Origin of the sequence: Streptomyces megasporus, from assembly GCF_000718985.1 — a bacterium.
In the GTDB taxonomy this organism is placed as follows: Bacteria; Actinomycetota; Actinomycetes; order Streptomycetales; family Streptomycetaceae; genus Streptomyces; species Streptomyces megasporus.
This window is the reverse complement of record NZ_JODL01000039.1, coordinates 1-23,966: the sequence shown is the minus strand read 5'-3', so window position 1 is coordinate 23,966 and position 23,966 is coordinate 1. Positions and strand designations below refer to the sequence as shown.

Here is a 23,966-nt window from a genome sequence, read left to right as displayed (position 1 = left end):
GCAACAGTGGTCCCCTCCGCGCGGTGTCCCGGTGGCTGGGGCACTGCTCGATCAGGGTCACGGCGGGCCGCCTTCGCCCGGTGGTGGGCTCAGCGGATGCCGAGCCGGCGCAGGGCGCGGCGCTGCGCCGGAGAGGGCCGGGCCGGGAAGAGGAGGTAGCAGATGCCTCCCGTACCGCTCCTGACCCGGCCGTTCGCGTCGTAGCGCTTGGTACGCAGCCAGATGTTCTCGAACTGACGGCGCTTGTAGACGCGGCGGACCGCATCGTTGCTGTCGCTCGCCGGGTCGTTGGCGATGACGTCGCCGTCCTCGGTGAAGCCGATGACGGTCATCAGGTGGCCGGCGGTGCCGTAGCCCGCGCCGTCGAGTTCGGACTCCATGAAGGACTGGGACGTGATCAGGGGGATGCCCGCGCGGATCAGGTGCTCGGCGTCGGTGAGCGAGTCCAGGCGGGTGACGATGCCCTGCATGTCGCGGTACGTGGCGGCGTAGGCGGTGTTGAACGGCCAGTTGCCGCAACCGGAGTACTGGTAGTCGTAGGTGAAGCGGGCGGCGTGGCAGACCTGGGGGTCGGCGTACTCGGGGTTGACCCAGGCCAGGTCCTCGGCGGTGGGCTTGCGTCCCCAGTACTCGATGATCATCTGCGAGGAGGTGGGGCTGCACCACGCCTCGCCGCCGTTGTCGTACTCCGGGTACTGGCCGATGTGGATGTTCTGCGAGTAGCGCGGGACGTTCAGTTCGACGCCCGCGCCCACGCCCGGTCCGGTGGCCGGGACCTCGAAGCGGGCGGGGACGTCGGAGCCCATGGCGCCCAGCCGCCAGACCGTCGGGGTGGCGTCGCTGCCGGGGGTGCGGTGGAGGGTGACGCGCAGCCGGTAGGAGGCCAGGCGCGGGCCGGTGTCGGTGTCGTCGACGGCGAAGGTGTCGGTCCAGACGCTGGACTTGCCGTCGCCCTGGTCGTCCACGGAGGTGCGGCGGATGTCCTGGTCGCCGGAGGCCCAGATGCCCAGGGTGTACCAGGGGGTGTCGGTGCCGTCGGTGTAGGTGCCGCGCATCTCGATCCGGATCCAGGTGCCGGCGGGGGTGTGCGCGTTCCAGGAGGCGACGAGTTCGCTCGCGGGCACCGGCAGGCGGTGTTCCGGGGAGGTCCAGACGGCGTACTCCCAGGAGGCGGTGCGGCCGGTGTGCGGGTCGGTGTAGGCGGTGGTGCCCGCGGGGCGGGCGAGCGTGACGCCGGGGCGCCGTCCGGCGGCCACCCGGGTGCCCTCGGCGGTGCCGGAGCGCCAGTCGGGGACGGAGGTCCAGGCGTGGTAGTCCACGGTGGAGCGCCCCGGACGGCGGCCCGCGCGGACGGCGGTCGGGGCCACGGTGAGCGGGGAGGCGACGGCCGAGGAGGCCACGGCGGTGGTCGCCGCGGTGGCGATGGCGGCGGCGATGACTGTACGGCGGGTGGCCGGTCTGCTGTCGGTCATGCCCGGTCCTTCCGTGAGTCGGTGCGTGCGGGACGCCGCGTCCGGGAACCGCGCGGGTGTGGCGGGTGCGGTGCGGCGGGGCACCGTGACGAGGTGTCCTCATCTTGCCCCCGGTGGATGACCGGGGCCAGTACTCACGCCCGTCGGTCACCCGGAATCATTGGTCTCGGCCTCTGGCACGCGGGGGCCGTACGGGAGGCGGTCGGGTGGTCGCCGCGGGGCGCCGGGCGCCGGTGGACGGTCGTACGCTGGAGCGGTGGCTTTCCGTTCCTCCGACGTCCCCGCGGGCGTTTCCTCCGACACCTCCCCGGACGGGCCCGCCGGCACCGTCGGTCTCGGCGGGCTCGTCCGGTGGTCGCGCGCCCTGCCGCCGTCGTGCGGTCCGGTGCGGCTGGTGGCGGTGGACGGGCACGCGGGGTCCGGCAAGAGCACGCTGGCCGACCGGTTGGCGCGGGCGCTGGGCGGGGCGCCGGTGCTCCATGTGGACGACGTCGCCAGTCACGACGCCCTCTTCGAGTGGACCGATCGTGTCCTGGGGCAGGTGATCGCCCCGTTCTCGCGCGGGGAGCCGGCCCGGCACGGGGTCTACGACTGGGTGCGTCGGGTCTTCGGGGAGGAGCGCGTGCTGCCGCCCGCGCCCGTGGTGCTGGTGGAGGGGGTGGGCGCCGGCCGCCGCGCCCTGCGCCCCCACCTGGCGGGTCTGCTCTGGATGGACCTGCCGCCCGAGGAGTCCTGGGCGCGCGGTCGACGGCGGGACGGTCCCGGACTCGCGGACTTCTGGGACGGTTGGGAGCGCGCGGAACGGCGGCACTTCGCCGTCGACCCCTCCCGTCCGTACGCGGACTGGTTGGTGCGGCAGTGTCCCGACGGATACCTGGTGTTTCCCGGTCCTCGCGAGGGGATGTGAACGTCCCTTTCGAACACGCTCCGTGATGTTCGGTCAGCTTTGCGCGCCTCCGTCGAATCGAGTGGCGGGTTCCGGTCCCTCCGGCTTGACCGGCCCCCTGTGCAGGTTCTACGTTCTCCCTGAGCGTCCCGGAAGGGCCGCTCGCCACACGAAGCCCCCGGTTGTTCCCCCGTGATCGGGGGCTTCGTTCTGCCCGCGCACCCCCGGTCTCCTTTCACGGAGCGTGATCGTCCGTTCCCCCCGGCTCCGCGGTCGTCACCCCCTTCTCCCTCCTGGCCTGCCCATATGCCGTCTACGACCGGGCTCTTGGCGCGGGTACCATGCCAAATGCCGCGGACCGCAGGGCAATTGCCTCGGCGTATGCGGCAACTCCCGTACGAAGCAGGGCCGTTGAACACCGCCGCTGTCGGGCGAACACCCGACGCACACCACTCGGGGGATGTCTCGTGGGGGACGTGATGGACTACGGCACGCAGGACACCCCTGGCACGCACGCCCCCGCCGACCTCGCCTGGCTGCGCGGTGTGGACGCGTACACCGTGGGCGGTTACGTCCACGCCGAGGAGGAGTTCCGCGCCGCCGTACGGCTCGATCCGGGCATGGCGGACGCCTGGCTGGGGCTCCACGCCCTGCGCGTCGACACCACCACCGCCCTGCTGCGGATGTACGAGCACCGCGACCGCTTCGGCGAGCAGCGGTCCCGGCACGGGCGGCCCTTGAACTCCTGGTACTGGTTGGGCTGGTGGGTGCAGCCCGTCCTGGAGACCGAGCGCGACCTGCTGTTGGCGCACGCCTCGCACTGGTTGGACGGTCGCCACGTCGCCGAGCTGGACCGGGCCCTGGCCGAGTGTCCGCCGGTGGAGACCGATCCGCAGGTGCGGTTCCTCCACGCCTGCCGCGCCTACCTGGCCAAGGACTGGGAGCTGTTGGTCCGGTACACCGACCCGCTGGTGGACGATCCGCTGCTGGGTGTGGAGGCGAGTCTGTTCGCGGGCATGGCGCGGGTGCGACTGGAGATGTACGGCCAGGCCGAGCCGTTGTTGGCCGCCGCGCTGATGCGGTGCCGCAGCGAGCAGCCGCAGCGCAAGGAGTTGCGCTACTGGCTGGCCCGCGCCCGGGAGGGCACCGGGCGCAGCGCGGCGGCGCTGCCACTGTACCGGGCGGTGCACCGGGTGGACCCGGCGTTCATGGACACCTCCGCCCGGCTCACCGCCATAGCCGAGGGCGACGGGCTGGACGACGTGCCGGGGCCGGCCGCTGCCGTGACGGTGACGGGCACCGAGGACCGCCCGGCCTCGGCGTCCGGCGTCGGGGGGCTCGGCCTCGACGGCGTCGACGGTGCCGATCCGGCCACCGAGGGCCTGTTCTCCGGCGTCGGGGGAGGCTCGCCGGCCGGGCCCGTCCCGGTGGAGACCGACGGTCCGCGGCACCGGTCGGGTTCCTTGGGGCGCCAGGGGGCCGGTCGGTTCCCCGCCGGGCCGGCCGATCCGGAGCTGCTGGCCCGGGCGATGGACGAGCTGGAGCGGATGGTCGGCCTGGAGCCGGTCAAGCGGCAGGTGCGGGCGCTGTCGGCGCAGTTGAACATGGCCCGGCTGAGGGCCGAGCAGGGGCTGCCCGTCCAGCCGCCCAAGCGGCACTTCATCTTCTCCGGCCCCTCGGGGACGGGCAAGACGACGGTGGCGCGCATCCTGGGGCGGGTGTTCTACGCGCTCGGCCTGCTGGGCGGCGACCACTTGGTGGAGGCCCAACGGGCCGATCTGGTGGGCGAGTTCCTGGGCCAGACGGCGGTGAAGGCCAACGAGCTGATCGACTCCGCGCTGGGCGGGGTGCTGTTCGTGGACGAGGCGTACAGCCTGTCCAACAACGGCTACGCCAAGGGCGACGCGTACGGGGACGAGGCGTTGCAGGTGCTGCTCAAGCGCGCCGAGGACAACCGGGACCGGCTGGTGGTGATCCTCGCCGGCTATCCGGAGGGCATGGACCGGCTGCTGGCCGCCAACCCCGGTCTGGGTTCCCGCTTCACCACCCGGGTGGACTTCCCCAGCTACCGGCCTCTGGAGCTGACCGCGATCGGCGAGGTGCTGGCGGCCGAGAACGGTGACGTGTGGGACGAGGAGGCCCTGGAGGAACTGCGCAGCATCAGCGGCCACGTGGTGGACCAGGGCTGGATCGACGAGCTGGGCAACGGGCGGTTCCTGCGCACGCTGTACGAGAAGTCCTGCGCCTACCGCGATCTGCGGCTGTCCGGTTATCCGGGCACGCCCTCGCGGGAGGAGTTGGCGACGCTGCGGCTGCCGGACCTGATGCAGGCCTACGGGGAGGTGCTCTCCGGTCGCGGTCCGGAGGGGCCGCGGCCGGAGCCGCCGGCCCCGGCCTGACCTCCCCCTCCGTCGCGGGGCGCGGCGGGGCCGGCCGTCCTCAGTCGGCCGTCGCCCCCGTGCCGTACCGGTCGACCAGGGCGCGCAGCGCCCGCGCGTCCTCGACGGCCTGTTCCTTGGCGATGCCGGGCTGGATGCCCATGGCGGCCAGGCTGGTGCCGTCGGAGAGGTCGAGGAGGACCCACGGGTCGCCGGGGCGGAGGTTCACCGTGATGATCTCCGCCCATTCCAGGTGACGCTTGGTGGTGAGGTTGACGACCGTGACCCCGCCGGTGTCCGCGACCACCTTCGGGCGGCTGAGGAGGGCGAGGACGCCGAGGAACAGCACGCCGGTGAGGACGAACGCCAGCCGCTCCCCCACTCCGACGTTCTCCAGCAGCATCCCGATCACGGTGAGGGTGAGGAGGATCGCGACGCCGACCGTCAACAGGACGATCCTGGTCCGGGTGGGGCGGAAGGTCACCGGCAGGTCGAGGCCGGGTTCGGAGGCGGACACGGGTGTGGTTCCTTCGCTGGGGAGGTCGGGGGTGCCGTCGCCGGATCGCGGCTCACAGCCGGCAGGCGTGGATCCCGGTGGTGAGGATGGCGCGGGCGCCCAGGTCGTACAGGTCGTCCATGATCCGCTGGGCGTCCCGGGCGGGGACCATGGAGCGCACCGCGACCCAGCCCTCGTGGTGCAGCGGCGAGATGGTGGGCGACTGCAGGCCGGGGGTGAGCGCCACGGCCTGCTCGACCTTCTCGGCGCGGATGTCGTAGTCCATCATCACGTAGCGCCGGGCCACCAGGACGCCCTGCATGCGGCGGAGGAACTGCCGCACCTTGGGGTCGTCGTCGGGGGCGCCGGTGCGTCGGATGACGACGGCCTCGGACTCCAGGATGGGGTCGCCGACGACCTCCAGTCCGGCGTTGCGCAGGGTGGTGCCGGTCTCGACGACGTCGGCGATGATCTCGGCGACGCCGAGCTGGATGGCGGTCTCGACGGCGCCGTCGAGGCGGACGACGGAGGCGTCGATCCCGTTGTCGGCCAGGTGCTTGGCGACCAGGCCGGGGAAGGAGGTGGCGATGGTCATGCCGCCGAACTCGTTCACGTCGCGTGCCGTGCCGGGCCGGGTGGCGTAGCGGAAGGTGGAGGCGGCGAAGCCGAGCCGCAGGATCTCCTCGGCGGCGGCGCCGGAGTCCAGCAGCAGGTCGCGACCGGTGATGCCGATGTCCAGCTTGCCCGAGCCCACGTAGACGGCGATGTCACGGGGGCGCAGGAAGAAGAACTCGACCTCGTTGTCGTTGTCGACCAGGACCAGTTCGCGGCGGTCCTTGCGCTGTCGGTAGCCCGCCTCATGGAGCATCGCCACCGCAGGCTCGGACAGTGAACCCTTGTTGGGGACGGCGATGCGCAGCATGGGGTGGTCTTCCTTCGTCGGTCGTCGCGTGGTGTTCGGGGTCGGTGCGGGCGGTGGCGGCGGTGCGCCGGGGCGTTCAGAGATGAGCGTATACGTCCTCGAGGCTGATTCCCCGCGCCACCATCATCACCTGAAGGTGGTACAGCAACTGGGAGATCTCCTCGGCCGTCCGGTCCGGTCCCTCGTACTCCGCGGCCATCCACACCTCGGCGGCCTCCTCCACGACCTTCTTGCCGATGGTGTGGACGCCGGAGGCCACCAGCTCGGCGGTGCGGGAGGTGGCGGGGTCGCCGGTGGCGGCCTTCTGCCGGAGCTCGGTGAACAGCTCCTCGAATGTCTTGTTCGCCATGGTGTTCCTACCCTACGGGGTGCGCCGCCCCTCTCAGCGCCAGGGCTCGGAGACCGTGCGCAGGGTGGCGGCCGTGGCCACGGCGGCGGTCGCGGCCTCGTGGCCCTTGTCCTCGGTGGAGCCCTCCAGGCCGGCCCGGTCCAGTGCCTGTTCCTCGGTGTCGCAGGTCAGCACGCCGAAGCCAACGGGCACGCCGGTGTCGACGCCGACCTGGACGAGGCCCTGGGTGACGCCCTGGCAGACGTAGTCGAAGTGCGGGGTGCCGCCGCGGACGACGACGCCGAGCGCGACGATCGCGTCGTAGCCGCGGCCGGCGAGGACCTTGGCGACGACGGGCAGTTCGAAGCTGCCGGGGACGCGCAGCACGGTGGGCTCGTCGATGCCCAGCTCGCCCAGGGCGCGCAGGGCGCCGTCGAGCAGGCCGTCCATCACCTGCCGGTGCCACTGCGCGGCGATCACGGCCACTCGGAGGTCGCCGCAGTTCTTGACGGTCAGTTCGGGTGCGCCCTTGCCGCTCACGTTGCTCCTCGTGCGGTGTGTGCCGGTCGGTGGTCGCCGGTCGGGGTGTCTTCGGTGGTGGGTCGACGGGGTGGGTCGGTGGGGGTCACTGGCTGCCGCAGACGGAGACGGGCTCGCCGTCCAGCCAGGGCAGGTCGTGGCCCATCCGGTCCCGCTTGGTGCGCAGGTAGCGCAGGTTGTGCTCGCCCGCCTCGACGGGCATCGGCACTCGGCCGGTGACGTGTATCCCGTATCGGGCCAGGGCGGCGGTCTTGTCGGGGTTGTTGGTCATCAGCCGCAGGGAGCGCACACCGAGGTCGGTGAGCATCCGGGCGGCGGCGGCGTAGTCGCGGGCGTCGGCGGGCAGGCCCAGCTCCAGGTTGGCGTCGAGGGTGTCGCGGCCCCTCTCCTGGAGTTGGTAGGCGCGCAGCTTGGACATCAGGCCGATGCCGCGTCCCTCGTGGCCGCGGAGGTAGATCACCACGCCGCGGCCCTCCTCGGCCACGCGGCGCAGGGAGTCCCGCAGTTGGGGGCCGCAGTCGCAGCGCAGGGAGCCGAAGACGTCACCGGTCAGGCACTCGGAGTGCACCCGGACCAGGACGTCCTCGGCGCCGTCGACGTCTCCGGCGACGAGGGCGACGTGCTCCACGCCGTCGATGGTGGAGCGGTAGCCGTGGGCGCGGAAGTCCCCGTGGGCGGTGGGCAGGGAGGTGACGGCCTCGCGGCGGACGGTGGGCTCCGGGCGGGTGGCCGGGGAGGCGGAGCGGCGGTAGGCGATCAGGTCCTCGATGGAGACGATCGACAGGCCGTGCTTGCGTGCGAAGGGCACCAGTTCCGGCAGGCGCAGCATGGTGCCGTCCTCGCCCGCGATCTCGACGATGGCGGCGGCGGGGCGCAGACCCGCGAGCCGGGCCAGGTCCACCCCGGCCTCGGTGTGTCCGGCGCGCTCCAGCACGCCTCCGGGGCGGGCGCGCAGCGGGAAGACGTGGCCGGGCCGTACGAAGTCGTCGGGGACGGAGGCGGGGTCGGCGAGCAGTCGGATGGTGGTGGCCCGGTCGGCCGCGGAGATGCCGGTGGTGACGCCGTGCTCGGCCGCGGCGTCCACGGAGACGGTGAAGGCGGTGCCCATCGACTCGGTGTTGCGCCGGACCATCTGCGGCAGGTCCAGCCGGTCGAGTTCGACCGCCTCCATGGGCACGCAGATCAGGCCCCGGCACTCGCTCATCATGAAGGCGACGATCTCGGGGGTGATCAGCTCGGCCGCGACGATCAGGTCGCCCTCGTTCTCGCGGTCCTCGTCGTCGACGACGACCACGGGGCGGCCCGCGGCGATGTCGGCGACGGCCCGCTCGACGGGGTCCAGGGCCAGGCCCTCCTCGTCACCCTCACCGGGGACGAGGGTGTGGTGCGGCTGCCAGGTGTACGGCACGGTCATGCCGAGGCTCCTTCCAGGACGGGCTCGGTCGCCTTCCCGTCGCGGGAGCGCAGCCACCAGTCGCGCAGGCCCCACAGGACGAGGACGAAGTAGATGACGTAGACCAGGCCGGAGAAGGCGAGGCCGCTGCCGAAGGCCAGCGGGACGCCCACGAGGTCCACCAGCAGCCAGGCGAACCAGAACTCCACCAGTCCGCGGGCCTGGGCGACCATCGCGGCCAGGGTGCCGACGAAGATGTAGGCGTCGGGCCAGGGGTTCCAGGACAGTTGGGGGAAGAGGGTGAACAGGCCGCCGACGGCGAGCGTTCCGACGGTCGTGCCGCCGATCAGCAGGCCGCGTTCGCGCCAGGTGGCGAACCGCACGGGGATCTTGCCGTCGGCGTTCCCGGTGCCGTCGTTCCCGGCGCCGTGGCTCCTGGTGCCGTCGGTGTTCGCCGGGGACGCGCCGCTGTGCCGACGCCACTGGTGCCAGCCCCACACGGCGACGCCGATGACCAGCAGTTGCTTGCCGACGCCGCCGCCGAGCTGGGCGGAGGCGTAGGCGGCCACCAGGATGAGGCCGGAGAGGAGTTGGGCGGGCCAGGTCCACAGGGACCGCACCCAGCCGAGGGCGAGGGCGACCAGGCCCATGGTGTTGCCGACCATGTCGGACCACTTCACGGGCTGCCCGAACGCCTCGAAGGCGATGCCGTTGAGGGTGCCGTCGATCCAGTCCAGGACGCTCATCGGACGGCCTCGGCGATCTCGGCGGGCGTGGTGGCGGCGGGGGCGGCGCGGTGTCCGAGCAGCCGCTCGACGTACTTGGCCAGGACGTCGACCTCCAGGTTGACCGGGTCGCCGACCTTCTTCACGCCCAGGGTGGTGAGGTCCAGGGTGGTGGGGATGAGGCTGACGGTGAGGTGTTCGTCGCCCGCCTCCACCACCGTCAGGCTGACACCGTCCACGGTGATGGAGCCCTTCTCGACGACGTACCGCGTCAGGTGGGGCGGGACGGCGATCCTGACGATCTCCCAGTTCTCGCCGGGGACGCGTTCGGTGATGGTGCCGGTGCCGTCCACGTGGCCCTGGACGAGGTGGCCGCCGAGCCGGCCGCCGAGCGCCATGGGGCGCTCCAGGTTGACGCGGTCGCCGGGGGCGAGGACGCCGAGGCCGGAGCGGTTCAGGGTCTCGGCCATGACGTCGGCGGTGAACTCGCCGTCCGCGGTGTCCACGACGGTCAGGCAGACGCCGTTGACGGCGATCGAGTCACCGTGCCCGGCGTCCTCGGTCACCTTCGGTCCGCGCAGTCGGAGGCGGGAGGAGGTCCCGTCCGCCGACTTCTCCACGGCGACGACCTCGCCCAGTTCTTCGACGATTCCGGTGAACACTCAGAACTCCTCGGTTTCGGGGACGGCGGGAGCGGCGGATGCGACGGGTGCGGGCGCGGGGACGGCGTCGATGCGCAAATCGGGTCCGATCCGCTCGATTCCGGTCACGTCGAGACGCAACGCGTCGGTGATGGTGGTGATTCCGGCGTCGGCCAGGGCCGCGGGTCCGGCCCCCAGCAGCGCGGGGGCGAGGTAGGCGGTGACGCGGTCCACGGCGCGGGCGGCGACGAACGCCCCGGCCAGGGTCGAGCCGCCCTCCAACAACACGGATCGCACGCCGCGTTCGTGCAGGGCGACGAGCAGGGCGGCGATGTCCAGGCCGCGTCCCGAGGCGGCGCGCGGCACCCGCAGCACCTCGGCGTGTCCGTCCAGGTGGGCGGTGGCTCCGTCGGGCAGGTCGGCGGCGACGGCGATCAGGGTGGGGGCGGCGTCGTCCAGGATCCGGGCGCCGGGTTTGACGGCCGTGGCCTCGGTGTCGGCGACGACGCGCAGCGGCTGGACGGCGTCGGGTATGTCGCGGACGGCGAGGTGGGGGTCGTCGGCGCGGGCGGTTCCGGAGCCGACGAGGACGGCGTCGGCCTCCGCGCGCAACCGGTGGACGTCCGCGCGGGCCTCGGCGGAGGTGATCCAGCGGCTGGTGCCGTCGGCGGCGGCCGTCCGGCCGTCGAGGGTGGCGGCGTACTTCCAACGCACGTGCGGGCGGCCGAGCCGCACCGAGGTCAGCCAGGCCTCGTTGACCTCGGCGGCCTCGGCGGCGAGCAGCCCGCCCTCGACGTCGATCCCGGCGGCGGCGAGGGTGGCCGCGCCGCCGTGGGCGGCGGGGTCGGGGTCGGCGACGGCGTAGACGACGCGGGCGACGCCGGCGTCGATCAGGGCCCGGCTGCACGGACCGGTGCGGCCGGTGTGGTCGCAGGGTTCCAGGGTGACGAGCGCGGTGCCGCCGCGGGCGGCGTCGCCGGCCGCGGCGAGGGCGTCGACCTCGGCGTGGGGGCCGCCGGCGCGCCGGTGCCAACCCTCGCCCGCCACACGGCCCAGGGCGTCGAGGACGACGCAGCCGACGACGGGGTTGGGGCTGGTGGAGCCGAGACCGCGGGCGGCGAGGGCGATGGCGCGACGCATGGCGTCGCGCTCACGTGCGGTGTGCTCTGCGGCTGCGGCCACCGGGTCCTCCTGCCTCCTCGGGCACGGACTCCGGGGTGGTCGCGGAAGAACGACCGGGGCGATCCCGCACACCGGGCGGCGACGCCGAACGTCGGGGACTCCACGGGTTCGCGAGGAACGCGTGGGCGCGCGCCGACGGCGGCGTACCGGCCGGTTCACGGCTCGCCGCGCACTGCCTCCCATCCGGACTTTGACCGTCGGTCCAGGAATTTCACCTGGTCAACCGGCCGCAGGATGCGGTCGGGTCGCGGACTGTAACCGCCGGTTCGGAGTTTCACCGACCCCGGAGTGCGCTTGACGTTGGTACAGCACCAGTGTGCCATGCCGGGCCGGAGTACCGCTCTCGGTTCGCTGTGGACTGACTCACAGCGGCCCTTTCCCCGCTCGGGAGCCGTGTCCCGGAGCCACTTTCCAAAGGTCACCGCCGGAGCCCGGCGAGGGCGGCACCGGGGAAAACGGCGGGGAGGACGACGGGGAAACGGCGGGGATTTCCGTCGCGTTCCGTCGACTGACAACCTCCGAAGATCGCCCTTAGCATGTGGACCGGTCAATTCCGCTCGCACACCTGAGCGCATCACCACACGAAACGGAGCACCCTCATGGGCCTCGGCCTGCGCTGGACCTTGCACGGCGACGGGCGGACGCCCGCGCCCGGAGCCGTCGTACGGCCCGATGAACGACTGTCGTGGCCGCGGACGGCGGGGTTGGGCGCACAGCACGTGGTGGCGATGTTCGGAGCCACCTTCGTGGCACCGGTGTTGATGGGGTTGGACCCCAACCTCGCCATCATGATGTCCGGTGTCGCCACCATGCTCTTCCTCCTGCTGACCCGTGGCAGGGTGCCGAGCTACCTGGGCTCCAGCCTCTCCTTCGTGGGGGTCGCCGCGGCGATCCGGGCGTCCGGGGGCGACAGCGCGACGATCACCGGGGCGCTGCTGGTCGTCGGCGCGGTGCTGCTGGCGGCCGGGTTGGTGGTGCAGAGGTTCGGCGCCCGGGTCATCCACGCCGTGATGCCGCCGGTGGTCACCGGCGCGGTCGTGATGCTGATCGGCTTCAACCTGGCCCCGGTGACGGCCTCGACGTACTGGCCGCAGGACCAGTGGACCGCGCTGCTGACCATGCTCTTCACCGGACTCGCCGTGGTGGCCCTGCGCGGCTTCTGGTCCCGGATCTCGATCTTCCTGGGGCTGGTCTTCGGCTACGCCGTCTCCTGGCTCTTCGACCGCCTCTTCGGGATGATCCACTCTCCGGCGGGCGGTGCGGAGGCCGTCGACCACTGGCGGTTGGACCTCTCCGCGGTGGCCGAGGCGGACTGGATCGGACTGCCCTCGCTGCATGCCCCGGAGTTCCGGTGGTCGGCGATCCTGGTGGCCCTGCCGGTGGTGATAGCCCTGATCGCCGAGAACGCGGGCCATGTGAAGGCCGTCGGCGAGATGACCGGCGACCCGCTGGACGACAAGCTGGGCACCGCGATCGGCGCCGACGGCGCGGCCACGGTGCTGTCCACCGCGGTCGGCGGCCCGGCCACCACCACGTACTCCGAGAACATCGGCGTGATGGCCGCGACCCGCGTCTACTCCACCGCCGCCTACTGGGCCGCCGCCTGTTTCGCGGTGCTGTTCGGGCTGTGCCCGAAGTTCGGCGCGGTGATCGCCGCGATCCCCGGTGGCGTGCTGGGCGGGATCACCGTGATCCTCTACGGCATGATCGGCCTCCTGGGCGCCCAGATCTGGCTCGCGGGCAACGTCGACCTGCGCAATCCGCTGAACCTGGTGCCGGTGGCGGCGGGCGTCATCATCGGCGTCGGCGGGGTCACCCTGGAGATCACCGACACCTTCGAGTTGAACGGCATCGCGCTGGGCACCATCGTCGTCCTCAGCGGCTACCACGTGCTGCGGGCGCTGGCCCCGGCGCACATGCGCGAGCAGGAGCCGCTGCTGGACGAGGGCACCTCCTCCTACGACGTCGGGAACGACACCGGAAACGACGCCGGGAACGACACGGACGGCGACGCCGGCAAGCGGTGACGGGAGGCCGTCCCGCATCGACGCCCCCGGCGCCCGGCGCCGGGGGTCGTGTCAGGGGCCGTGTCGGGTCGGCGAGGTCGTCAACCGCCGGGTGCGCGCCGGTGCTTCGCCGCCGCCTCCGGCCGCGCCCCCCTTTCGGACGTCGCCCGATCCGGGGGACTTTCCCCACGGCCCACCACTCTCCGTGCTCCCCTGTCACGCTGAGTCCATGACGACGACGCAGGACGGGCCCGCCGTCGGACCGGCCGCCGTGGACGAGGTGGTCGCGCGGATGCGGGCCCTGCAGGAGGCGCTGCCGCTCCACGACGGGGTGGCCGTCTTCAACGGGGTGTACCTGACCGTGACCTTGACGCTCCGCCGGAACCTGGCCGACGGGCTCCTCCCCCGTCCGCGGACCGCGGCGGGCCTGGCGGCGGTCTTCGCCCACCGCTATCTGGCCGCCGTCGACCTCGACGCCGCCGGGGCGCGCGTCCCCGCCTGTTGGCGCCCGTTGTTCCTGGCGCGGCACCATCCGGGGGTGTGTCCGGTGCAGTTCGCGCTGGCGGGGATCAACGCGCACATCGGGCACGACCTGGCGTTGGCGGTGGTGGACACCGCCCGGCTCCACGGTTGCGAACCGGCCGACCTCCAGGACGCGTTCGACCGGATCGGGGACGTCCTGGTCGGGTTGGAGGAGGGGGTGCGCGAGGAGCTGATGCCCGGTCCCGACCCGTTGGACGTCGCCGATCCGCTCACCCACCTGGTCGCCAGTTGGAGCATGGAGCGGGCCCGGGAGGCGGCCTGGTCGGCGGCGCTCCTGCTGTGGAGCGTGCGACGACTGCCGGAGCTGGCCGAGGAGTTCGTCCGTCGGCTGGACGAGGGGGTGGGGCTGGTCGGCCGCTGTCTCCTCACGCCGCTGGGGCGTCGTTCCGGCTCCCGCACGGTGTGAGGTTCCCGGTCCCCTCCCCCGGCTCTCCCTCCGGCCCTCAGCCCTTCAGACCCGAGCGGGACACCCCCTCGATCACCCAGCGTTGCGCCACGAGGTAGAGCAGCAGCACGGGGACGCCGGCGATGACGGCTCCGGCCATCAGCAAGTCGTAGCGGATGTTGTTGGCGCCCTGGAAGTTGGCCAGGCCCGCGGGCAGGGTCAGCGACTCGGGGCTGAGCAGCACGTACAGCGGCCACAGGAAGTCGTTCCAGTTGGCCAGGAAGGCCAGCAGGCCGAGTGTGGCCAGGGCCGGGCGGGAGAGCGGGAGGACCACCCGGACGAAGATCTGCCACCGGTTGCAGCCGTCGATCTCGGCGGCCTCCTCCAGTTCGGCGGGCAGTGTGACGAAGAACTGCCGCAGGAAGAAGACGCCGAAGGCACTGGCCGCCGCCGGGACGACGACCGCGGGCAGGGAGTCCACCCAGCTCAGCTCGTTGACGATCAGGAAGTTGGGGACCAGCAGGATCACCGGGGGCACGAAGAGGGTGGCCACGACCGCCGTGAAGACCACGCCCCGGCCGCGGAAGTCCATCCGGGCCAGCGCGTACGCCGCCGGGGCCGCGGTGGCCAGCACCAGCAGCGCGTGGGCGCTCGCCGCCAGCAGGCTGTTGAGGAACCACTGCATGACGGGGCTGTCGGTGGAGCCCAGTACGTGCCGGTACGCGTCGAGGGTGACCGGGTCGGGGATCCACCGCGGTTCGGTGGCCCCGGCCTCGCCGCGGGTCTTGAGGGAGGTGACCAGCATGTACAGCAGCGGGCTGAGGTAGAGCGCCGCGACGACGGCCAGCACCAGGTGGAGCAGGGAACGGCGCAGTCTCCGCCGGGCGATCGCCCCGGCGGCGGGAGGATTCGCGGTGGACGCCCCGGAGCGAAGGACGGGGGTGGTGCCGGTGGAGTCGGTGGTATCGGTGGTCATCGGTCCTCCTGCCGGTCGCGGAAAACGCGGAAGACCACCGCGCTGGTGGCCATCAGGGCCAGGGCGAGCACGAAGCTCATCGCCGAGGCGGTGCCCATCTCGAAGCGGCGCAGACCGGTCTCGGCGATCAGGAAGATCGCGGTCTTGGTCTCGTCCGCCGGGGCGCCGGCCGTGATCAGATAGGACTGGCCGAACATGTTGGCCGAGGCCAGCAGCGTGGCGTTGACCACGAAGAGGAACACCGGCCGCAGGCCGGGCAGGGTGACGTGTGCGAACCGGTGCCAGGCGCCGGCGCCGTCGACCCGGGCGGCCTCGTACAGCTCCGCCGGGATGTCCTGGAGCCCGGCGAGGTAGATGACGGCGTTGAAGCCGAGCGTCCACCAGACGGTGACGCCCACCAGGCCCCACCAGGCGGCGGGGGTGTCGGTCGTCCACTGGATGTCGTCGGGCAGGCCGAGCACGCCCAGGTAGTGGTTGACCATGCCGATGTTGCCGTCGAGCAGGAAGCGCCACAGCAGTCCGACGACGGCCACCCCGAGCACGTACGGGGCGAAGTACACCGCTCGGTACAGGTTGCGCCCGCGGAAGCGGCCGTTCATCAGCAGCGCGACGAACAGCGACACGACGAGCAGGAACGGCAGGGACAGCGCGGTGAAGATCCCGGTCGCCCGCATCGCCGCCCAGAAGCGCGGCCCGTCCACGCTTCCGGTGTCCAGCAGCTCGCGGTAGTTGTCGAGTCCGACGAAGGGCTTGGCCGGGAGGTTGATGTCCCACTCGTGGAGGCTGATCCACAGGCCGTAGCCGATCGGGGCCAGGACGAACGTGACGAACAGCGCCAGGTAGGGCGCCATGAAGACGTACGGCGTCCACCACCGGTAGGAGCGGGTGGCGACCCGGGCGGAGGTCCCGCCCGCTCCCTCGGCGGTCGGCCGTGCGGTCAGCCGCATTGCCACGTCGGACGCCTCACTTCGCGTACTTCTGCTTGTTCTCCGCCAACAGCTTGTCGGCCGTCCGCACGCCCTCGGCCAGGGCCTCGGCGGGCGAGGACCGGCCCAGCACCGCCTTCTGGACGGCCAGTTCCAGCGCCTTGGACTGGACGTCGCCGACGCCGGGCAGGGCGGGCAGGAAGCGGAAGACCTCCACGTCCTTCGCCAGGGCGGTCTGCGGCAGCTCGGCGACCTCGGCCTGTTCGCGCACGGAGTTGCGGGCGGGGATCATGCCGGCCTTGGCCCACTCGGTGGACTGCTTGCTCATGTGGTCGATGAAGAACTTGGCGGCCCGCATCTTGTTCTCGTCCTTGGCCGCCTGCGCGGTCAGCACGAAGTTGTGCGAGGCGCTCCACACGGCGGCGCCGTCGCCGATGACGGGGATCGGCGACATCCGCCAGCGCAGGTTCTCGGCGTTGCCCTTGAGGTCGTTGATCTGCCAGATGCCGTCCCAGGTGAAGCTGACCTCGTTGTTCTTGAAGGCGTTGTACTGGGCGTCCTGGGCGACCCGGGCGGGGCTGTACCCCTGGGTGATCTGCCGTCGCATCCAGTTCAGCGCCTCGACGCCCGCGTCCGAGCCCCACAGCGCCCTGGTGCCGTCCTCGCTGTACAGTTCGCCGCCGAACTGCCACAGCAGGGACATGAACATCAGGTGTGCGGGCCACTTGTTGGGCATCCAGAAGGGGTGCTCGATGCCGGCGTCCCGCAGTTCGGCGAGCGCGTCCTCGTAGCCGGAGCGGTCCTGTGGGGCGGTCTCCAGGCCGGCGCGGGCCAGGTGCCGGGTGTTGGCGTAGTCGGCCAGGCAGTGCACGTCGAGCGGCACGCTGTAGCGCCTGCCCTGGTAGGTCCCGGCCCGCCACACGGCGGGGATGAAGTCCGCCTCCGTCAGCTTCAGGGCGGAGACCACGTCGTCCAGGGGGACGAGGGTGCGGCGCGCGGCGAAGGTGCCGACCCAGTCGTTGTGGATGACGGCCACGTCGGGTCCCTTGCCCGCGGTGATGGCGGTGGGCAGCGCCGGGTAGAGGTCCTGCCACTGCCGGGTGGTGTTCCTGACCTCGATCCTCCCGGCGTACTCCTTGTTGAACGCCTTGACCATGGCGCGCATGTGCGGGCCGTCGCCGCCGGTGAAGCCGTTCCAGTACTGGAGGGTGACCTTGGGGCCGTCGTACTCGCCGCCGGAGAAGTCGGGCCCGTCGCCGGGTTCGTCGCCGTCGGCGCCCAGTTTGGTGCCCGAGCCGCAGGCGGTGAGCAGGCCGGTGCCGGCCAGGGCTCCGGTGAGGCCGAGGAAGAACCGGCGTCGCAGCGTCGTGCCGTACGGGGGTGTACCGCTCATGTTCTGCTCCTGGAGGGGGAGTTGGTCCGTCGGGGGCGGCGGGGTTCAGCGGTTCGCGGGGTTCAGCGGGTCGTGCGGTCCGTGGCGAGCCGGATCATGGTCCAGGAGACCGGCGGCAGTTCCACGGTGAGGGTGTCGCCGTCGGTGCCGGTGCCGGCCACCGGGCGGGGGTGTACGCGGTCGGGGTGCTCGGCGGTGTTGACCGCCGTCGGGTCGTCGTCGGCCAGGACCAGGTGTTCGATCACCCGGGCGCCGGGGAAGGGCCGCAGGTCGGCGGTGAGGGTGAGGGGTGAGGTGCGGTCGCGGTTGACGGCGAAGAGGGCGATCTCGCCGCTGTCCTCGTCGTGGGTGGCCGTCGCCCACAGGGCCGGGACCTCGCCGTACCGGGCGGTCTCCACCACCGGCGACTCCGGTTCCACGCGCAGCACCGTGCCGCGGGCGTGGCGGGCCGTCCGCGCGAAGGGGTGGAAGATCGTCTGCCGCCATGCGGGGCCGCCGGGTTCGGTCATGATGGGGGCGATGACGTTGACGAGTTGGGCCTGGCAGGCGGCGCCGACCCGGTCGGCGTGGCGCAGCAGGGTGATCAGCAGACTGCCGACGACGACCGCGTCGGTCACGTCGTAGACGTCCTCGATGAGCCGGGGGGCGGACTGCCACGTCAGGGAGTCCTCGCCGCCGAAGCGGCTCTGGTACCACACGTTCCACTCGTCGAAGGAGAGCTTGAGCTTCTTGCGGCTGCGCAGCTTGGCGCCGACGTGGTCGGCGGTGGCCGTGACCGCGTCGATCATCCGGTCCATCTCGGCGGCGCTGGCCAGGAAGGAGTCGGCGTCCTTGTCGGCGGGGTCGTAGTACGCGTGCAGCGAGATGTGGTCGACGAAGTCGTAGGTGTGCTCCAGGACGGTCGCCTCCCAGGCGGCGAAGGTCTCCATGTGGGCGTTGGAGCTGCCGCAGGCGACCAGTTCCAGGGAGGGGTCGAAGCGTTTCATCGCGCGGGCCGTCTCGGCGGCCAGCCGCCCGTACTCGGCGGCGGTCTTGTGGCCCATCTGCCAGGGGCCGTCCAGCTCGTTGCCCAGGCACCACAGGCGGATGTCGTGCGGGTCGGCGACGCCGTGGGAGCGGCGCAGCTCGGAGTGGGCGGTGCCGCCGGGGTGGTTGGCGTACTCCAGCAGGGCCAGTGCCTCGGGGACGCCGCGGGTGCCGAGGTTGATCGCCATCATCGGCTCGACTCCGGCTCGGGTCGCCCAGGCCATGAACTCGTTGAGGCCGAAGGCGTTGCTCTCCACGCTGCGCCAGGCCAGGTCCAGCCGGGTGGGCCGCTGGTCGCGCGGGCCGACTCCGTCCTCCCAGCGGTGGTTGGAGACGAAGTTGCCTCCCGGGTAGCGGACCAGGGTGACGCCGAGTTCGCGGACGAGGGAGAGCACGTCGGTGCGGAAGCCGTCGGCGTCGGCGGCGGGGTGGCCGGGTTCAAAGACTCCGGTGTAGACCGACCGGCCCATGTGTTCGACGAAGGAGCCGAACAGTCGGCGGTCGACGGCGCCGATCCGGAAGCCGGGGTCGAGGGTGAGTCGGGCCGTGGGCATGGAGCAGCTCCCTGGGCTGGAGGGGACGGGCGTGTCCGGCGGGCGGGACGCGCGGGGTGCGGGCCCGGTCCGCGGAGCACGTTCACCGCGCACGATTCCGCTGCCACGGCGTCGGTCACGCGCTCTCTCCGGAGGGTCTCCCCTCTCGGCACACCGGGCAGCCGCCGTGCGCTGATACGATTACATCGTTGAAACAGCGTTGTAAATAGCCTCGACCGCGGGTGTTCCGGCGGGCCCCGGGGACGTGCCGCCCATGGCACCCGGTGTCGGGGGCCGCGCCGTCCGCCGTCGATGTGCCAGTGTGGTCCGGCCGCTTCGTGGAGGGGCACCAACGGGTGCCGGTGGAGGTGAACTGACGTGGGCGCCAGCCTCAAGGACGTGGCCGCGCGGGCGGGGGTGTCGGTCAAAACCGTCTCCAACGTGGTCAACGGCTACACCTATGTGACCCCCCACACCCGGGAGAAGGTCGAACGAGCGCTGGCCGAACTGGACTACCGCCCGAACCTGTCCGCCCGCAACCTGCGCCGCGGCCGTACCGGAGTGATCGCCCTGGCCCTGCCCGAGCTGGACGCCCCGTACTTCGCCGAGCTGTCCCGGTTCGTCATCGACGCCGCCGCCGAGCGCGGCTGGACCGTGTTGATCGACCAGACCGACGGGCTGGCCCACCGCGAGCGCGAGGTGCTGCAGGGCATCCGGGAGCAGCTCATCGACGGGCTCATCTTCAGCCCCCTGACCATCGGCCGCGAGGAGCTGGCCGCCCGCACCGACAACACCCCGCTGGTGCTGCTCGGCGAGCGCATCCTGGACGGGCCCACCCACCACGTGGCCATCGACAACCAGCGGGCCGCGCGTGAGGTGACCGAGCACCTGATCTCCCTGGGCCACACCCGCATCGGCGCCATCGGCGCCCAGGAGAATCCGAGCGCCAACACCGCCCACCTGCGGCTGGCCGGGTACCGGGAGGCGCTCCGGGCCGCCGGGCTGCCCTACGACGAGCGGCTGGTGCCGCCGACCGGCTCGTACCACCGCGCGGACGGCGCCGCGCTGATGCGCCGTCTGCTGGAGCTGGACGAACCGCCGCAGGCGGTCTTCTGCTTCAACGACCTGCTGGCACTGGGTGCACTGCGCACCGCCCTCTCCTCCGGTCTGCGGGTGCCGGAGGACCTGGCGCTGGCGGGCTTCGACGACATCGAGGACGGCCGGTACAGCACCCCCACACTGACCACCGTCTCCCCCGACAAGGGGCAGATCGCCCGGACGGCCGTGGAGCTGCTGAGCGCGCAGCTCGGCAGCGTCAAACGGGCCGGCCGTCGAGCGGCCGGCGGGTCGGAGCCGGAGCACCGGGAGGCGCGGGAGGTGGAGGCGGACTACCGGCTGATCGTCCGGGAGAGCACGGTCCGCCCGTGAGTCCGGGTGGTCCGGGGGGCCGGGTACGGGATCCGGGTACGGGATCCGGGTACGGGGCCCGGCCGTGGGCGCCGGACGCCCGAGCGGGCGCCCGGCGCCGGGATCAGTCCTCGGGGAGTTCGACCGGGGCGATCTCGTCGTAGACGTCGCCCGGTCCGGGGTTGGAGGGGTCGGTGGCGCCGCCGAGGTGACGCATCACGCCCCACACGGCGTTGAGCGCCGTCTGCACCGCGCCCTCGGCCCAGCCGGCCGTCCAGGAGATGTCGTCGCCGGCCAGGAACAGACCCCGCTTGTCCTCGGGCAGCCGGTCCTGCACGAAGTGGGTGAACAGCCGCCGCTGGTAGCGGTAGTGGCCCGGCAGGTTCGCCTTGAAGGCACCCATGAAGTAGGGCTCGTTCTCCCAGGAGACGGTGACCGGGTTGCCGATGACGTGCTTGCGGATGTCGACGTTCGGATAGATCTCCCGCAGCGACTTGAGCATGACCTCCATCCGCTCGCGCGGACTCAGCGGCAGCCACTTCAGGGAGTCGTCGCACCAGGTGTAGGAGAGGCAGATCACCGCGGGCCGGTCCGGGCCGTTGTCCAGCAGGTAGGTGCCGCGGGTCATCCGGTCGGTGAGCGTCATGCTCATCACGTCCCGGCCCGTGCGCTCGTCCTTGTCCAGCCAGAACGGCCGGTCCACCGGCACGAACAGCTTGGAGGACTCCATGTAGTGGGTGCGCTCGATCGCCGTCCAGTGGTCGATGGGGAACAGGTCGTCGTCGCAGTCGACCTTCGACAGCAGCATCCAGGACTGGGCGGTGAAGATCACCGCCCGGTAGGTGCGGACGTCCCCGTCCGCGTCGGTGACGGTGACGCGGTTGCCCGCGGTGCGGTGCAGCCGGGTCACGGCCGGGCGCGGCTCGCCCCCGTGCAGGGACTTCAGCGAGGTCCCGACGGGCCAGTGCACCAGCTTGGCGGGCTCGCGCTCCCACAGCCGCAGCGGGAGCTGCCGGCTGCCGCCGACGATGCCGCGGTGGTCGTCGTCGGCGCCGGTGTAGACCACCCGCAGGATCTCCAGGATGGAGTTGGGGAAGTCGGTGTCCCAGCCTCCGGTGCCGAAGCCGACCTGGCCGAATATCTCGCGGTGGCGGAAGGAGGAGAACGCCGGGGAGTCGCAGAGGAAGCCGTAGAAGGTCTGGTTGTCCAGCTTCTCCACCAGGCGCGACCAGATCTCGCGGATGCACCGCACGTCGCGGGTGCGGATGGCCCGCTGCATGTCGGAGAAGTCCGCGCCCTCCTCCAGGCAGGCGTTCCAGGCCTCCATCACCTCGCGGTAGACGTCCGGCAGGTCCTGAAGGGTGCGGGCGTAGTGGGTCTCGCCCTTGAGGTCGACGACGGTGGAGGGGGTGTCGGGGGCCAGCGGGTTGGGGAACGGCTTCGTCTCCAGGCCCACCAGGTTCGCGTAGTGCCAGAAGGCGGTGGAGGAGAGCGGGAAGCGCATCGCGCCCATCTCGGCGGTCAGTTCGGGGTCGCAGCCGGGGAAGCGGACCGTACGCAGCCGCCCGCCGATCCGGTCGGCCTCGTAGACCACCGGCTTCAGCCCCATCTTCATCAGCTCGTAGGCGGCGACGATGCCCGACAGCCCGCCGCCGATGATCGCGACCTCGGTGCCGTGCTCGGTCGCCGGCACCTGGCCGAGTCCGGCCGGGTGGGCGAGGTAGTCGTCGTAGGCGAACGGGAAGTCCGGGCCGAACATGGTGATGGGCGGCTCGGTCCGGGCCTCGGAGCGCTGCTCGTCGCGGACGGCGGTGGGCACGGTGGAGGTCATGGGGTGGTTCTCTCCTGGAGGGTGCGTGCGGCCCCGGGCGGTGGCCCGGGGCGGTGCTCGTGCTCGGGGTGGCTCGGACGCGCTCAGACGAGGGACGCGTAGAGCTCGGGGCGGCGGTCGCGCAGGTACGAGTTGTCCGCGCGCGACGCCTTCGGCAGCGTCGGGTCGACGTCCGCGGTGATCAGGTCCTCCCCCGCTCCCGCGCGGGCGCGGACGGTTCCGTCGGGGGCGGCCAGGCAGCTCAGCCCCGTGAAGGTGATCGCGTTCTCGCCCTCGCCCTCGGTGCCGCACCGGTTGGCGTAGGCGATGTAGAGCCGGCTCTCCAGGGCACGGGCGGGCAGGATCGTTTCCGCGACGACCTCGTAGGGGCGCATCAACGCGGTCGGCACCAGCAGCAGCTCGGTCCCCGCCAGCGCGTGGGCGCGGACGTTCTCGGGGAACTCCACGTCGTAGCAGACGAGCATCCCGACGCGGACACCGTCGAGGTCGGCTTGGACGACCAGGGTCTCGCCCGGGGTGAAGTGGGCCTTCTCGTAGGGGCCGTACAGGTGGGTCTTGCGGTAGTTGGCGAGCCGCGTGCCGTCGGGGCCGACGAGCTGGACGGAGTTGTACACCCGCTCCCCCGCGCGCTCGGGGTAGCCGTAGGCGACGGCGATCCCGCGTTCGGCGGCGATGCGGGCCACCTCCGTCGCGCCGGGCCCGCCGACGGGCTCGGCCGACTCCGCCATCCGGTCGCCGAGGGCGTATCCGGTCAGGTACAGCTCGGAGGTGACCAGCAGCCGGGCCCCCGTGGCGGCGGCCCGGTCGGCGGCGCGGTCGAGAGCGGCCAGAGAGTCCGCGGTGGAGCCGGGAACACCGCCGGGACCCTGGAGGAGCGCGGTGCGCAGCGGCGACATGGAACCTCTTCACCTCGTTCGCCCGCGCGGGGACACACGGGCGGATCTACCGGGGACGATATCGACGGTACGAGTCGTCCCCGAGGCCCCACAAGACACACTCGTTGCGCACCGGGCATCGGTTCGTTGCGTCTTTCCGGCCCGGTGCGTCGATTCGTTGCGCGGGCCCGTCCACCCGGTCGTTCTCAGGCCGGCGAGCCGGCTCCGTGGCGGCGCACCAGCGGCGAGAGGACCAGCACCGACCTGGTGCGCTCCACGAACGGCTCGCCCGCGATCCGCTCCAGCACCCGCTCGAAGTGGCGCATGTCGGAGGCGAAGACCTGGACGATGGCGTCCGCGTCGCCGGTCACCGTCGAGGCGGACACCACCTCCGGGTAGCGCTCCAGGCCGCGGCGGATGTCCTCGGGCGAGGTGTTGCTGCGGCAGTACATCTCGATGAACCCCTCGGTCTCCCAGCCGAGCGCCGCCGGGTCCACCCGCACGGTGAAGCCGGTGACGACGCCCTGTTCCCGCAGCCGGTCCACCCGCCGTTTGACGGCCGGGGCGGAGAGCCCCACCTCGGCCCCGATGTCGGCGTAGGAGCGGCGGGCGTCCTCGGCGAGGGCGCGCACGATGCGTTCGTCGAGCTGGTTCAGTCGCACTGCGGGTGAGCCACTTCTCTGCGCGGGTGGTGCCATCGGTGCCGCGTTCCGGGCGGAAGCGGCACATCCGTCGCCCGAAGTACAACACACCCCGTTCGCGTCCCCGTCGCTCCCCGTGGCTCTCCCGTGTCCGTGGGCGGAGTCGGACGTTCCGGGGGCACGGCGGTCGCCGGCGTCTCGCACACCGGACCTTCACGCGGTGGTCACAACTTCGGACGCCCGTGCCGCGGAGGGCGCCATGACTCCCTTTTTCGGGCATCTCCACCGGAGCGTATCGCCGTGAATCGGGCACCCCGCGCCCGTCCACACCCCGTGGGCCACCGGCACGCCGCTCGTCGTGGGAACTCCGACTGGCGTCCCTCGCCGCCGCCTCTATAGCTTGTGTCGCCAGATGGCGAACAGTTCGAGCCACGGGGGTGGATGCGTGTCGTTCGACGACG

General features: G+C 72.1%; 21 protein-coding genes and 1 riboswitch. Of the genes, 5 read left to right on the top strand and 16 right to left on the bottom strand.

The window, feature by feature from the left end; genetic code table 11:
* Nucleotides 1–89 precede the first annotated feature (89 nt).
* Nucleotides 90–1,472 (bottom strand): peptidase C39 family protein, encoded by a 1,383-nt coding sequence (locus IF47_RS0124670; RefSeq protein ID WP_031511198.1) that lies wholly within the window; start codon nt 1,470–1,472, stop codon nt 90–92.
* A 364-nt stretch (nt 1,473–1,836) separates the two neighbouring features.
* Between IF47_RS0124670 and IF47_RS0124665 the strand changes: the two genes are divergently transcribed.
* Both IF47_RS0124665 and IF47_RS0124660 read left to right on the top strand, forming a co-directional pair.
* On the top strand, nt 1,837–2,379 hold the full coding sequence (locus IF47_RS0124665; protein WP_051718200.1) for a uridine kinase family protein: 543 nt from the start codon (nt 1,837–1,839) through the stop codon (nt 2,377–2,379).
* Nucleotides 2,380–2,837: 458 nt separating this feature from the next.
* Entirely contained in the window at nt 2,838–4,757 is a 1,920-nt protein-coding gene (locus tag IF47_RS0124660) for an AAA family ATPase (protein ID WP_031511196.1), read from the top strand.
* A gap of 40 nt (nt 4,758–4,797) precedes the next feature.
* Here the strand turns inward: IF47_RS0124660 and IF47_RS0124655 are convergent, their stop codons facing one another.
* The 8 genes from IF47_RS0124655 to ribD form a co-directional block, all read right to left on the bottom strand.
* Nucleotides 4,798–5,253 (bottom strand): PH domain-containing protein, encoded by a 456-nt coding sequence (locus IF47_RS0124655; RefSeq protein ID WP_031511195.1) that lies wholly within the window; start codon nt 5,251–5,253, stop codon nt 4,798–4,800.
* 52 nt (nt 5,254–5,305) lie between these two features.
* Nucleotides 5,306–6,154 (bottom strand): ATP phosphoribosyltransferase, encoded by an 849-nt coding sequence (gene hisG, locus IF47_RS0124650; protein WP_031511194.1) that lies wholly within the window; start codon nt 6,152–6,154, stop codon nt 5,306–5,308.
* Between the two features lie 76 nt (nt 6,155–6,230).
* The gene (locus IF47_RS0124645; protein ID WP_031511193.1) at nt 6,231–6,503 is read right to left on the bottom strand and encodes a phosphoribosyl-ATP diphosphatase; all 273 of its coding nucleotides are present in this window, start codon (nt 6,501–6,503) and stop codon (nt 6,231–6,233) included.
* A gap of 33 nt (nt 6,504–6,536) precedes the next feature.
* A complete protein-coding gene (gene ribH, locus IF47_RS0124640; protein ID WP_031511192.1) occupies nt 6,537–7,022 on the bottom strand; it encodes a 6,7-dimethyl-8-ribityllumazine synthase in 486 nt (161 codons plus the stop codon).
* Nucleotides 7,023–7,107: 85 nt separating this feature from the next.
* Nucleotides 7,108–8,436, bottom strand: a complete 1,329-nt coding sequence (locus tag IF47_RS0124635) for a bifunctional 3,4-dihydroxy-2-butanone-4-phosphate synthase/GTP cyclohydrolase II (protein ID WP_031511191.1) — start codon at nt 8,434–8,436, stop codon at nt 7,108–7,110.
* On the bottom strand, nt 8,433–9,161 hold the full coding sequence (locus tag IF47_RS0124630; RefSeq protein ID WP_031511190.1) for a nicotinamide mononucleotide transporter family protein: 729 nt from the start codon (nt 9,159–9,161) through the stop codon (nt 8,433–8,435). Before IF47_RS0124630 ends, IF47_RS0124635 begins: the two co-directional genes overlap by 4 nt.
* Nucleotides 9,158–9,802, bottom strand: coding sequence for a riboflavin synthase (locus IF47_RS0124625; protein ID WP_031511189.1), 645 nt, complete (start codon nt 9,800–9,802; stop codon nt 9,158–9,160). The genes IF47_RS0124630 and IF47_RS0124625 overlap by 4 nt, the downstream gene beginning before the upstream one ends.
* The gene (gene ribD / locus IF47_RS0124620; protein ID WP_031511188.1) at nt 9,803–10,921 is read right to left on the bottom strand and encodes a bifunctional diaminohydroxyphosphoribosylaminopyrimidine deaminase/5-amino-6-(5-phosphoribosylamino)uracil reductase RibD; all 1,119 of its coding nucleotides are present in this window, start codon (nt 10,919–10,921) and stop codon (nt 9,803–9,805) included.
* Nucleotides 10,922–11,128: 207 nt separating this feature from the next.
* Nucleotides 11,129–11,259, bottom strand: a riboswitch (FMN riboswitch).
* A gap of 303 nt (nt 11,260–11,562) precedes the next feature.
* Between ribD and IF47_RS0124615 the strand changes: the two genes are divergently transcribed.
* Both IF47_RS0124615 and IF47_RS0124610 read left to right on the top strand, forming a co-directional pair.
* The gene (locus IF47_RS0124615; protein WP_031511187.1) at nt 11,563–12,990 is read left to right on the top strand and encodes a uracil-xanthine permease family protein; all 1,428 of its coding nucleotides are present in this window, start codon (nt 11,563–11,565) and stop codon (nt 12,988–12,990) included.
* Nucleotides 12,991–13,198: 208 nt separating this feature from the next.
* Nucleotides 13,199–13,918, top strand: coding sequence for a DUF5995 family protein (locus IF47_RS0124610; protein WP_051718198.1), 720 nt, complete (start codon nt 13,199–13,201; stop codon nt 13,916–13,918).
* Nucleotides 13,919–13,955: 37 nt separating this feature from the next.
* On the opposite strand, the gene IF47_RS0124605 is transcribed toward IF47_RS0124610, so the two are convergent.
* The 4 genes from IF47_RS0124605 to arfA all read right to left on the bottom strand — a co-directional run bounded on the left by IF47_RS0124605 (nt 13,956) and on the right by arfA (nt 18,772).
* A complete protein-coding gene (locus IF47_RS0124605; protein ID WP_078592090.1) occupies nt 13,956–14,873 on the bottom strand; it encodes a carbohydrate ABC transporter permease in 918 nt (305 codons plus the stop codon).
* A complete protein-coding gene (locus IF47_RS0124600) occupies nt 14,870–15,820 on the bottom strand; it encodes a carbohydrate ABC transporter permease (protein WP_051718197.1) in 951 nt (316 codons plus the stop codon). The genes IF47_RS0124605 and IF47_RS0124600 overlap by 4 nt, the downstream gene beginning before the upstream one ends.
* Before the next feature lie 16 nt (nt 15,821–15,836).
* A complete protein-coding gene (locus IF47_RS0124595; RefSeq protein ID WP_031511183.1) occupies nt 15,837–17,192 on the bottom strand; it encodes an ABC transporter substrate-binding protein in 1,356 nt (451 codons plus the stop codon).
* 62 nt (nt 17,193–17,254) lie between these two features.
* Nucleotides 17,255–18,772: an arabinosylfuranosidase ArfA gene (arfA, locus tag IF47_RS0124590; RefSeq protein ID WP_031511182.1), complete on the bottom strand. Its 1,518-nt coding sequence runs from the start codon at nt 18,770–18,772 to the stop codon at nt 17,255–17,257.
* A gap of 357 nt (nt 18,773–19,129) precedes the next feature.
* Here arfA and IF47_RS0124585 point away from each other — a divergent pair, with 357 nt between their 5' ends.
* The gene (locus IF47_RS0124585) at nt 19,130–20,179 is read left to right on the top strand and encodes a LacI family DNA-binding transcriptional regulator (protein ID WP_031511180.1); all 1,050 of its coding nucleotides are present in this window, start codon (nt 19,130–19,132) and stop codon (nt 20,177–20,179) included.
* Nucleotides 20,180–20,282: 103 nt separating this feature from the next.
* Here the strand turns inward: IF47_RS0124585 and IF47_RS0124580 are convergent, their stop codons facing one another.
* The 3 genes from IF47_RS0124580 to IF47_RS0124570 all read right to left on the bottom strand — a co-directional run bounded on the left by IF47_RS0124580 (nt 20,283) and on the right by IF47_RS0124570 (nt 23,526).
* Complete coding sequence (locus tag IF47_RS0124580) at nt 20,283–21,989, bottom strand: flavin monoamine oxidase family protein (RefSeq protein ID WP_031511179.1); 1,707 nt, start codon at nt 21,987–21,989, stop codon at nt 20,283–20,285.
* Nucleotides 21,990–22,072: 83 nt separating this feature from the next.
* Complete coding sequence (locus IF47_RS0124575; protein ID WP_031511178.1) at nt 22,073–22,885, bottom strand: carbon-nitrogen hydrolase family protein; 813 nt, start codon at nt 22,883–22,885, stop codon at nt 22,073–22,075.
* 185 nt (nt 22,886–23,070) lie between these two features.
* Nucleotides 23,071–23,526, bottom strand: a complete 456-nt coding sequence (locus IF47_RS0124570) for an Lrp/AsnC family transcriptional regulator (RefSeq protein WP_031511177.1) — start codon at nt 23,524–23,526, stop codon at nt 23,071–23,073.
* Between the last annotated feature and the right edge of the window lie 440 nt (nt 23,527–23,966).

What these genes read in the sequence shown, in the direction of transcription:
- IF47_RS0124670 (WP_031511198.1), bottom strand. Translation starts at nt 1,472, where the DNA reads ATGACCGACAGCAGACCGGCCACCCGCCGTACAGTCATCGCCGCCGCC.
- IF47_RS0124660 (WP_031511196.1), top strand. Translation starts at nt 2,838, where the DNA reads ATGGACTACGGCACGCAGGACACCCCTGGCACGCACGCCCCCGCCGAC.
- hisG (WP_031511194.1), bottom strand. Translation starts at nt 6,154, where the DNA reads ATGCTGCGCATCGCCGTCCCCAACAAGGGTTCACTGTCCGAGCCTGCG.
- IF47_RS0124645 (WP_031511193.1), bottom strand. Translation starts at nt 6,503, where the DNA reads ATGGCGAACAAGACATTCGAGGAGCTGTTCACCGAGCTCCGGCAGAAG.
- IF47_RS0124635 (WP_031511191.1), bottom strand. Translation starts at nt 8,436, where the DNA reads ATGACCGTGCCGTACACCTGGCAGCCGCACCACACCCTCGTCCCCGGT.
- IF47_RS0124630 (WP_031511190.1), bottom strand. Translation starts at nt 9,161, where the DNA reads ATGAGCGTCCTGGACTGGATCGACGGCACCCTCAACGGCATCGCCTTC.
- ribD (WP_031511188.1), bottom strand. Translation starts at nt 10,921, where the DNA reads ATGCGTCGCGCCATCGCCCTCGCCGCCCGCGGTCTCGGCTCCACCAGC.
- IF47_RS0124615 (WP_031511187.1), top strand. Translation starts at nt 11,563, where the DNA reads ATGGGCCTCGGCCTGCGCTGGACCTTGCACGGCGACGGGCGGACGCCC.
- IF47_RS0124610 (WP_051718198.1), top strand. Translation starts at nt 13,199, where the DNA reads ATGACGACGACGCAGGACGGGCCCGCCGTCGGACCGGCCGCCGTGGAC.
- IF47_RS0124605 (WP_078592090.1), bottom strand. Translation starts at nt 14,873, where the DNA reads ATGACCACCGATACCACCGACTCCACCGGCACCACCCCCGTCCTTCGC.
- IF47_RS0124600 (WP_051718197.1), bottom strand. Translation starts at nt 15,820, where the DNA reads ATGCGGCTGACCGCACGGCCGACCGCCGAGGGAGCGGGCGGGACCTCC.
- IF47_RS0124595 (WP_031511183.1), bottom strand. Translation starts at nt 17,192, where the DNA reads ATGAGCGGTACACCCCCGTACGGCACGACGCTGCGACGCCGGTTCTTC.
- arfA (WP_031511182.1), bottom strand. Translation starts at nt 18,772, where the DNA reads ATGCCCACGGCCCGACTCACCCTCGACCCCGGCTTCCGGATCGGCGCC.
- IF47_RS0124580 (WP_031511179.1), bottom strand. Translation starts at nt 21,989, where the DNA reads ATGACCTCCACCGTGCCCACCGCCGTCCGCGACGAGCAGCGCTCCGAG.
- IF47_RS0124575 (WP_031511178.1), bottom strand. Translation starts at nt 22,885, where the DNA reads ATGTCGCCGCTGCGCACCGCGCTCCTCCAGGGTCCCGGCGGTGTTCCC.